8 protein-coding genes and 2 pseudogenes are annotated in these 7,420 nt (G+C 38.2%); 4 read left to right on the plus strand and 6 right to left on the minus strand.

What is annotated here, in order from left to right:
- The coding region (locus tag CWC14_RS17965) for a DEAD/DEAH box helicase (protein WP_138564264.1) at nt 1-1,292 on the minus strand (1,292 nt) is incomplete at its 3' end.
- Nucleotides 1,286-1,870: a VspR family transcription factor gene (locus tag CWC14_RS17970; RefSeq protein ID WP_138564266.1), complete on the minus strand. Its 585-nt coding sequence runs from the start codon at nt 1,868-1,870 to the stop codon at nt 1,286-1,288. The genes CWC14_RS17965 and CWC14_RS17970, both read right to left, overlap by 7 nt.
- Nucleotides 1,871-2,026: 156 nt before the next feature.
- Here CWC14_RS17970 and CWC14_RS17975 point away from each other — a divergent pair, with 156 nt between their 5' ends.
- The 4 genes and pseudogenes from CWC14_RS17975 to CWC14_RS17990 all read left to right on the plus strand — a co-directional run.
- Complete coding sequence (locus tag CWC14_RS17975) at nt 2,027-2,281, plus strand: helix-turn-helix domain-containing protein (protein WP_138564268.1); 255 nt, start codon at nt 2,027-2,029, stop codon at nt 2,279-2,281.
- Between the two features lie 58 nt (nt 2,282-2,339).
- Nucleotides 2,340-2,816 carry a hypothetical protein gene (locus tag CWC14_RS17980; RefSeq protein ID WP_138564270.1) on the plus strand — a complete coding sequence of 159 codons (477 nt, stop codon included), beginning with the start codon at nt 2,340-2,342 and terminating at the stop codon, nt 2,814-2,816.
- 60 nt (nt 2,817-2,876) lie between these two features.
- Nucleotides 2,877-3,863, plus strand: a complete 987-nt coding sequence (locus CWC14_RS17985; protein WP_138564272.1) for an ATP-binding protein — start codon at nt 2,877-2,879, stop codon at nt 3,861-3,863.
- Between the two features lie 232 nt (nt 3,864-4,095).
- Nucleotides 4,096-4,680, plus strand: a pseudogene (locus tag CWC14_RS17990) (type I restriction-modification system subunit M N-terminal domain-containing protein); the annotation flags it as partial.
- Nucleotides 4,681-4,733: 53 nt separating this feature from the next.
- Here CWC14_RS17990 and CWC14_RS19465 read toward each other — a convergent pair.
- From CWC14_RS19465 to CWC14_RS18010, 4 genes and pseudogenes are all read right to left on the minus strand, one after another.
- Nucleotides 4,734-5,588, minus strand: coding sequence for a hypothetical protein (locus tag CWC14_RS19465; protein WP_024603961.1), 855 nt, complete (start codon nt 5,586-5,588; stop codon nt 4,734-4,736).
- Between the two features lies 1 nt (nt 5,589).
- Nucleotides 5,590-5,871 (minus strand): hypothetical protein, encoded by a 282-nt coding sequence (locus CWC14_RS18000; RefSeq protein ID WP_024603960.1) that lies wholly within the window; start codon nt 5,869-5,871, stop codon nt 5,590-5,592.
- A complete protein-coding gene (locus CWC14_RS18005) occupies nt 5,864-6,706 on the minus strand; it encodes a M48 family metallopeptidase (protein WP_138564276.1) in 843 nt (280 codons plus the stop codon). The genes CWC14_RS18000 and CWC14_RS18005 overlap by 8 nt, the downstream gene beginning before the upstream one ends.
- A gap of 5 nt (nt 6,707-6,711) precedes the next feature.
- Nucleotides 6,712-7,420, minus strand: a pseudogene (locus CWC14_RS18010) (type I restriction endonuclease subunit R); the annotation flags it as partial.

Raw genomic sequence — 7,420 nt, forward strand, 5'->3', positions numbered from 1 at the left:
GTGGTTGGCCGGACGCTTACTAATAAATCATCAATTTCAGCAATCGGCTGACTATCGGGCCTAGTGGAGCTTGTCTTTTTATGAGTCTCTGTTCCAAAATATTCATTCGCTATGGCGTTATTTCTTATTAGTACACAAGTGTCGGGTAGCTCTTGGTCAATTCTATTTGCAAAGGTGCTTAGTGTTTCTTCGGCGAGGGTGAATAGCCAAGCTTCTTGGTTGGAGGAATTATTTACTCTTAATATACGGCCAAGCACCTGCCTAAAATAAAGCTCAGTTTTAACTCTGCTTAAATGGCAACACACTTGCAGCCTAGGTATGTCAGTACCTTCCGACACCATTCCAACGCTTACAATCCATTGCGTGTTGCTAAAGCGAAAATGGTTAATTCTATCGCCAGCATCACTTTCTTTGTAAGTAACTATGGTTGCTGATTGATGAAAAAGGTCGGTGAGTACAGTCACTATCTGCTCTGCATGCTCAACAGAAGAGGCCACAATTAACCCTGCGGCATTGCTATTCTGCTGCCTAATAGTGGCGAGCTTACTTACTCCTTGAGCAATAATATAATTGATTACAGCTTCGTGCTTAATCAAATCCTGGTAGGAAATCGATGGATCTTTTAGCAAAGACTTTAATGAGTTATAGGTTTTAGTTTCCTGTTTCGTAGTTGTTACCGAAATTTCTTCATTATCAATTAAAACAATTTTAGGGTTACGGCAAACACCATCATTTACCGCCTGTTGCAGCGAGTAAGTGTAATTACATATTATTTTATTATCAGGGTCGCTATAAGTTGCCAGCGCGATAGGAAGAAGGTCAGAGCGCCAAGGTGTGCCTGTTAAAGCCAACGTGAAAGCAGCGTGCTGTTGAATGTTTTTAACAATATCTTGCCCCCATACATTGGCATCCTCAATGCTCGAACCAGCACAATGGTGTATTTCATCAAACACCACTAACACACGGTTGTTCTTTAATAGCTTCCAGTAGTCGTCATTAAAAAAGCGCATATTTTGATAAGTATACGAGCAACCAACTGAGCCAATAATACCGTCAAAATTACAATTTAATCGTTTAGCAAACGTCTTTCTAATACCATTAGCCACCTCGCTAGAGGGTGAAAAACAAATCACAAAGTCTATTTGCTTAGTTTCAAATAAATACGCTGCCACTTCTGCCGCCAACACGGTTTTACCAGCCCCTGGTGTAGCTAAACAAAAAAAGTGCTTATTACTTTGGGAGTAATGCTTTTTAACTGCCGATAAGCAGGCTGTTTGCCAATCCCTTAGCATGGTTGCTTTTCTGTTATTTTATTACCCAATAAAGTCTGCAAAGCGTTTATTTTGCCAAGTAATCTAATCGACTTCTCCTTAGCTTGAGTGTGATGCAGTTGCAACTGTTCTTGCAGCTTAGGATAGCGTGCAGAAAGGCGCTGATACTCTTTAGCTTCTTCAAGTACAGTATTTAAATCAATCTCGTATGTTAATAAATCTTTTTTAAGTTCTTCTTGGTACTCAATAACTTTAACAGTTTCTGTCGAAATATCAGGAACACTAATATTTGCAGTATCTATTTGTTTTACTTTGCCTCGTCTAGAAGTAGGAACGATTTCTAAACTTGAAAAAAGCTCTGTTGTTGAATATATAACCTCTTTAGCTCCCTTATTTAATTTATTGGTTCGTCTTAAGAGTCCATTTGCAACATTGCGAGTTAATTGGCGATATACAAACTTTCGGGTTTCTACTGAATCAGTAAACTCAGATTGTTCACGCAATAAAGCATCTTTAGCTTGCGTCACAGTGAAATCATTCATCTGTTTGATTACCAAAAGAAAATGTAAAAATACATTCATATTCGCTTTTTTACTCATTGCTAAACCTTACTACTCACCATAAACTTAGGATTCCTAAGTATACATGCTCATGTAAAAACTAGACAATCATTTAAATGTGAGAGTTACCAAGATGAAGCAACGGTGCAGGTTAAATCCTTTTTTACAGAGCGTCTTAAAGAGGCTCGAAAACGAATGAAAATAAGCCAAAAAGAGTTAGGTATTAAAATAGGGATGGACCCGAGTTCAGCCAGTGGCAGAATGAACCATTACGAAACAGGTCGCCATATGCCCGACTTAGCTACTTTAAAAAAGCTAGCAACCGAGCTAAATGTTCCCGTAAATTACTTTTTTTGTGAGTCAGAAGAAAGCGCAACACTGGCGTGTTTAATCGAAAAGCTAGATGAAGAAGGTAAGCGTAAGCTAATTCAACTACTAGAATCAGAATAGTAAATCTTGTAATTCGAGAAAAGTTTTTAGTTTATTTATCATATGAATAAGGATGTTTATGAAAATTATTCCATTAATATTAGTTACTTTATTTCTATTGGGCTGCGATGAAAAGCCCGCAACTTATGATGAATGTATTCTTGAGCATATGAAAGGCGTCAAAAGTGATGTTGGTGCAAAGTTAATCCATAAATCTTGTTACGAAAAAAATAAAAAGCAAACCACGCCTAAAGAAATTAAACAACTTGGAGTTAAAGAACGGCTAAACTTAATCGGTCGTGCAAGTTTAGGTTATTCAAATTATTATTCCGGTAATATCTACAATGGAAATGAATCAATTACAGTTACAGAGTTAAAGGTTAAAATTACGACTGTAGATGGAAAAAAGGAAAGCTCAAGATATTATATTAGTAACGTTAATATCCCTCCTTTAACGAGTAAAAGCTTTGGTTTCGATATAATTCTAGCTGGAAATGGCTCTGAGTATTCATGGGCCATTTCTTCAGCTAAGGGCTATGAAGTAAAACAGCCCTAATTTTAAAATGAATTATACGCTTGTAACTATTAGCACAGCGGATTAGTGAGTAGAAACGCAATGAAGACCATATTTTTTCCTCGGCATTTAGGCCGAGATACACTCAAATCTTTTTTTAATGAGTTAGAAAACAACCAGAATACACCAGAAATTCTAATCGATTGCACTACCTTGAGCTTTTCGTACCCAAGCGGGATGCTGGTTGCAGGTTCTAAAATTCGAAAATGGATAAAATACAGGAGAGAAAACGGATTAAACACAAGAATAAAAGGTCACGATAGTTCTGGCAATGCGCATAGTTATCTTCGCCATTTAGGTTTTTTTGATTTTATTGGTATGGATGAGGGAAATGAAGTTGGTGAAGCTCAAGGTTCCATGACTTACTTACCAATAACCAAAATAGAAAAGCCAGAGTTTGATTTACAAACACAAAATATTCAACAGTGGTATGACGAAATCACAGGTAAGGTCAGGCGCTTTGCAAATTTGCTATCAGGGACGCAACTGGAAACAGAAGAGAATAGGCTTTATCGCTATGCACTAAGAGAGATCGTAAGAAATGTATTTGAGCATTCGTTAACAAATGAATGTTATTTATGTGGGCAACGATGGGTTAATGGGCGTGTTGAAGTTGCTGTAATAGACGAGGGGGTTGGAATATCATCTTCTCTAGGTCGTTCATTTAAATTTGAATCAGAAATAGATGCGCTACTGAATGCTATAAAACCAGGTATCTCAGGTACGACAGAAATCGTTGAGTCTGAAAATATTTATAAAAACTCGGGGTTTGGACTGTATGTATTAGAGCAATTAGTCTCTTCATTCGGTTGGTTTATGCTCGGTAGTGGCAGTGCAATAATTGTATCGCAAGGTAGAACCATAAATAAGCAAACCCTTAATTTTTCTGGTACCTACATAGGGCTCAGACTAAACAAGACGCCAAGCCAATTTTTAGGAATATTTAAAGATATTATTAATATGGGAGAGCATGAAGCTGAAGAGTCTGGAATAAAAGTAAAAGCTTCAGGGATATCTAAGTTAATCTAAAGTTATTTAAGTTTAGCTATAGCATTTTAGTGAATACTTTATAGCTAATATTTTTATAGTTTCCGTAAATAAAAATATATTTTAGAAAGAGCCATTCTCTTGAGGGGATAATACATACAATTACTCCGATCTTTTAATACTAATTTATTACTAATTAACACTCAAAAACCCACGACCTTTGCTGTATGATAAGCCAATAAATTATATTGATATTCTTGCAAAGAGAGACCACATGGACGCTGCATCAAAAAAGCCTGCTACAAAAAAAGCCGCAAAAAAAACACAAGTCGGGTTTGAAGAATCCCTTTGGGATGCCGCCAATAAACTGCGTGGCAGTGTTGAATCAGCCGAATATAAGCACATTGTTTTAAGCTTAATCTTTCTTAAATTTATTAGTGACAAGTTTGAAGCGCGTAAAAAAGCCATTATTGCCGAGTACGGCGACGAATACATCGACATGGTCGACTTTTACGCGATGGATAACGTGTTTTATCTACCAGAAGACGCACGCTGGTCGTACATTCAAGCCAACGCTAAGCAAGGCGATATTGCCGTTAAAATAGATACCGCACTACACGCGGTTGAAAAAAACAATAAATCACTCGCCGGCGCATTGCCCGACAACTACTTTTCACGCTTAGGGCTTGATGCCAGTAAGCTCTCAGCGCTTATCGACACCATTAATAATATCGACACTATTGCCAACCAAAACGAAAAAACAGAAGAAGACTTAGTTGGCCGTGTGTACGAATACTTTTTAGGTAAATTTGCCGCATCTGAAGGTAAAGGCGGGGGCGAGTTCTACATAATGTCATCTTCATTTTTTACTAACGAATGCCACCTTCATAAAGCAGCTTAAACTGTTACCGCTTACCAATTAAATTTATCTATTTCTCTCCTTGCTTCACTATAAATTTTTAACCTATTTCCAACAGTAAAAAAGATCTTGCCATGAGCGTTTCCAAGATCAGTTTTCATGGAGTTGAAATTATTTTTCCATTCGCCTTTTGCGCCATCAAAGTGATTTGAGCAGTATTCGATTAATTGGTCCAAATCAACAAAACCATTACTTGATTCAAGTTCTAAAAAACCTTTAATCAATTGATGATTTTTCTGCCAAGGTTTTTGCGACCATATCTTGATTCTATGTAATTTAGTAAATTCATCTAAAGTGGAGTTCACTTGTTGTAATTCTGACGAAGGCTCAGTTATATCTGGAGCTTCCGATGGAGTGATGCAAAATAGTTTTTGAAACAAAGAGCCTATTGAATTAATTGATTCAAACTGACCTTTGTTTATAACTCGAATATTGGGTCGCTCATTTTTAACCCCGTCCTTATTTCCCTTGGTGTGCTTGGCTATCTTAAGGTTATCTATGTTCGGTAAAGGTTCACCAGCTTGATCACCATAAAATAAAAACTCTTTAAACTCTAAAGAGTCTTCATCGAATATGATCCAAACTACACAGCCTGAGGGTTTATCCGCTAATTTTATATGCACTTTTTGCTGGGTTGTTGAGGAAGACCTGTACGATGCCTTCAGTTGAATATGCCGAACAACCCCGTAACACTCGGCAATGATATCGTAACCTGAATTATCAACCTCTGGTTTTGCTACCTCAAGACCGCATTCATGTTCAAGCCAAGATAGTTTCAGTAACTCTCCTACAAATAAATGTTCAATTAACTTTTCTCTATATGACGAGTGTTCGTTATGCTTACTCATATTACTTGCGGTATCCTGTATGCCATTGGTTAGGTTTAAGTTGGGTTAAATATTCAATAGCAAAATCGAGTAGTCCTCTTTCATAAGCCCAGTCAATCTGCTGTTGAACACATTTGCGTTTTTCTTCATCACTAGTATCAAACCAATAACCCAAAATAAGTGATTGAGGCGGTTTACCATTGCCCATTTCTGATAATAGCTCTTCGAATTTAACCCACTGAGGGGGCATAGGGCATACTCTATTGTCACTAATACAAACTGATATTAATTCTGACTTATTCATTCAAATACATCTCCGCCATATCATCTAATTTGGCTTTTACTTCTTTCCAGTTTGGCATTACTTGAGTTAGTAAACGCCAGAAGCGCTCGCTGTGATTGTGTTCTGCAATATGGCAAAGCTCGTGCAGTATCACGTAATCAATACATTCTTTCGGGGCTTTAACAAGGTGTGGATTGAGCATCAAGTTACCTTTGGTAGAGCAGCTTCCCCATTGCTTTTTCATTGCCATCACACGAAAAGACGGAATGCCTGTTACCCAAGTGGCTTTCGGAAGTAGTTCGGCTAGTCGCTCATGGAAAATAGCTTTTGCTTTATGCTGATACCATTTATCGATTAGCGGTTTAATTTTCGCAGCGCGGCTACCTTGACTATCCGGGGCTGTATCTTTGCTTATTTCATACTTGATAGTGACGTTTAATTTACCACGGCTGAGCTTCACACTGGGCACTTGCTCAGCATCAACAATGACCTTGAGTACATAGCGCTTACCTAAATAAAATTGGGTTTCGCCACTTACATAACGCTTATGCAATACCGTGTCTTTTTGCTTTGCAAAGTCATTAATACTTTGCCATATCCATCTTGCACGCTTGTTCATTGCATCAACAATAGCGTCTTCGCTCGCATCATGAGGCACAGTCGCAACAACACGCTGATCAGGGTGAACCTTAATAACGACCTTACGTGCTACTTTTTTAGCGTTATCACTAGGCTTTGTTTTACGAATGACCTCATAGCGAATGGTGTCGTTACCATAAGTAAAAACACCTCGTTCGTTGGTTGTTGCGCTGCTTGCTTCAGAATGAATAGCAGCGGCTACCGTTTTTTGTGTCACTTACATTAGCCTCTAGCTATGCCTAATCGGGTTATCTTTAACACTTCTTCAATCAGTTTTTGTGCGTTATCAAGGCCAAGCTCAGCAAACAGTATGGGTAATAACTTCATGTGAATGGCGTTTTCAATTTCCGCAGGGTTAATGGAATACTCAGCAACCGCGTCATTTACGACGGCATCAATATCAAAAGCAAGCGCTACCAATTTCTCATTATCCAGTGCCTTTTCAGTTAAAAATGCACTATCGAATAAATGTTTGAACAGGCCAAAGTAGGCTTGGGCATGTTTGTTTAACTTGCCTGCGTCATCCATAAAGTCATTGGGAACATCAGCCACTTTGCGGTCTTTTACTTCTTGCTCAAAATCAGCGAACAATATGTACTGCTTTACTGGCGCATCAAACATCGCTTTGGCATCTTCAATGGCCTTTTTAAGCATCTTAGAAAAATATTCCTGCGCATAAGGATCATCTGCTAAGTCTTGCTCAATCATCTTAGTGATTCGGCCAGTGATTTTATCTGTTTGGTTACGCGCTTCGTCATCGCTCATATCCTGTGGTTTAACGTCTTTGCCCAAGTTACCGACTAAATACGCCCCGTCAGGTTCTTTTACTTCAATACCCGCTATGTGTTTATCAAGCAAGCTTCGGATATCCTCAGCGTATTCATCATAATTAATGGTTTCGTCGGCATCCTCACGTACTTGTTTACGTAAA

This window comes from Pseudoalteromonas sp. S3260 (genome assembly GCF_005886925.1).
GTDB lineage: Bacteria > Pseudomonadota > Gammaproteobacteria > Enterobacterales > Alteromonadaceae > Pseudoalteromonas > Pseudoalteromonas tetraodonis.

Bases quoted from the DNA above. Each gene is read 5' to 3' on its own strand.
- CWC14_RS17970 (WP_138564266.1), bottom strand. From the start codon at position 1,870: ATGAGTAAAAAAGCGAATATGAATGTATTTTTACATTTTCTTTTGGTA.
- CWC14_RS17975 (WP_138564268.1), top strand. From the start codon at position 2,027: ATGAAAATAAGCCAAAAAGAGTTAGGTATTAAAATAGGGATGGACCCG.
- CWC14_RS17980 (WP_138564270.1), top strand. From the start codon at position 2,340: ATGAAAATTATTCCATTAATATTAGTTACTTTATTTCTATTGGGCTGC.
- CWC14_RS17985 (WP_138564272.1), top strand. From the start codon at position 2,877: ATGAAGACCATATTTTTTCCTCGGCATTTAGGCCGAGATACACTCAAA.
- CWC14_RS19465 (WP_024603961.1), bottom strand. From the start codon at position 5,588: ATGAGTAAGCATAACGAACACTCGTCATATAGAGAAAAGTTAATTGAA.
- CWC14_RS18000 (WP_024603960.1), bottom strand. From the start codon at position 5,871: ATGAATAAGTCAGAATTAATATCAGTTTGTATTAGTGACAATAGAGTA.